At 61.4% G+C, this 1,445-nt stretch carries 1 protein-coding gene; it reads right to left on the reverse strand.

Annotation, left to right across the window (positions count from 1 at the left end):
- Positions 1-45 precede the first annotated feature (45 nt).
- Positions 46-1,407 carry an IS701 family transposase gene (locus tag C8263_RS18680; protein ID WP_107139608.1) on the reverse strand — a complete coding sequence of 454 codons (1,362 nt, stop codon included), beginning with the start codon at positions 1,405-1,407 and terminating at the stop codon, positions 46-48.
- Positions 1,408-1,445: the final 38 nt, after the last annotated feature.

The raw sequence follows: 1,445 nt of genomic DNA on the forward strand, positions 1-1,445 counted from the left end.
TGGTAGTCCGTTGACTCGGACATAATTTGCCGTTCTGAGCGGCATTTAGGCCACATAAAGTGGGAGTGGTCTACCTCGTCCAACCTGCTCCAGCAACAGGAAGAGTCGCCGAGGTGGTCGCTCCGTGGAATAGGCCCGCCAGGCTTGCCACACCCAGACAAACGGCTCCAGCCATAACCGCACCTGATGCAGCAGCGTGCTCCACTTGGGCGGATGCACCGCATCCGCCCGCGGCGATGCCTGACGCTCGCGACTCGGTGGCTGCTCATTCCACCAATGTAAAAAGCAGAATGCCGCGCAGACCAGACTCCAATGCCGCCGAAGGGCCATGTCTGACCGGGCCTGACAGTGCGTCCAACCCAGGTGCTGTTTGACTTCCCGATAGGCCTGCTCAATACGTGGTCGCCGGGCATATAAGAGTGCGACCTCCAGGGAGGAAGCTGGAGTCACCGGGACGCGTCCCGGTGACGTATCCTGCTCGCTCTGCCGGAAATTGGTGATGAGATATTCCGTCGTTTCGTGCGGGAGCGTCACCGGATCAGGCGTGACCACGATCAGCCGTAATGGTCGTCCAGTCCCATACGGCCCACCGCTCACTTCTGCACGCCAGAACACGCGTTCTGTTCCGTCAGCGAACGTTCGCTTGAAGGGGTGCCAGTCGGTTGGCGCTGCCCGCAGCGCCAGGTCTTCCACGCCCCCCGGCTGACCCTGTTCGTGCCACCACGCATAGGAACTGGGCAGGGCCAGCACAAACGGGATCGCTGCAGTCATCAGGGACGTCAGGAACACCTCGTTCCGCCCGTACAGGCAATCTGCCACCACCGCACGGAACGGCCAGTCGTGCCGAACGGCCTCAATCAACTCCACCGCCAGTTGCGGCTTGGTGCGGAAGGCCGGGTCATTGGTCTTGCGGGGAAAGTGATGCGCGGGCGTGTAGGGCCGCAATTGCAGCGGAAAATACGCCTGAGGTGTGTCATACAGCACGTGAACAGTCACGATGCCCGAGTCGACTTTGCCCAGACTTCCCAGATACTGTCGTCCGACATGTGCGGTGTGGGTGCCGTACTTTCGATCGCCGGTCTCATCGATGACTAGAACGGCATCGACCGAGGGTGCCGTTGCCGATCCGCGGCGCATGAGATCCAGACGGGCTTGATGCAGTTGATCTGGATCCCAGGTGCTTTCGGAGAGGAACCATTGCAGCCGCTGCGCCGCTTTGTGCTGGCTGCCGAGCTTTCCAGGGGCTGTGTTGGCGATGCCTGTGGCTGTTTTGTGTCGCTCTGTGCCGAGGAGGAGACCTTGCAGGTACCGGCGCAGCGCTTCGCGCTGCGTGGGCCGGTTGAAGACGTGATCCAACTGGGTGCAGTAGGTCTCCAGTGGATCAGGCACCACACGATCCTGGCTCATGGCCCAGTGTGCGCTTTCGACCAGTCAACGGACTACCA

Source organism: Deinococcus arcticus (assembly GCF_003028415.1).
GTDB classification, from domain to species: Bacteria; Deinococcota; Deinococci; order Deinococcales; family Deinococcaceae; genus Deinococcus; species Deinococcus arcticus.